We start from the raw sequence: 253 nt of genomic DNA, 5'->3' as shown, positions 1-253 counted from the left end.
GACCTGCGCCTGTGTCGTCCCGGAGAACCCCGACGCCCCACCGACGCTCGCCGAGGTGCAGTCCGCGCTGCGCGACCGCGGCGTCGCCCCCTACAAACTGCCCGATCGCCTGGAGATCGTGCCCGCCCTGCCGCTGACCGGCGTCGGCAAGGTGGACAAGAAGTCCCTGGCACGGCGGTTCACCGCCGAGACCGCGAACGGCGGCGGACGGTGAACGCCGCTCCGCGCCACCCCTTGAAAGGACACGCCATGC

Annotated in this window: 1 protein-coding gene; it reads left to right on the top strand. The window is 72.3% G+C overall.

Annotation, left to right across the window (positions count from 1 at the left end):
* The coding region (locus ACSNOK_RS35260) for an AMP-binding enzyme (RefSeq protein ID WP_436784765.1) at positions 1 to 214 on the top strand (214 nt) is incomplete at its 5' end.
* Positions 215 to 253: the final 39 nt, after the last annotated feature.

Source organism: Streptomyces sp. URMC 126 (assembly GCF_051386555.1).
Classification (GTDB): Bacteria; Actinomycetota; Actinomycetes; order Streptomycetales; family Streptomycetaceae; genus Streptomyces.
Note: the sequence above shows the minus strand (reverse complement) of the source record. Positions and strands in the feature narration are given on the sequence as shown.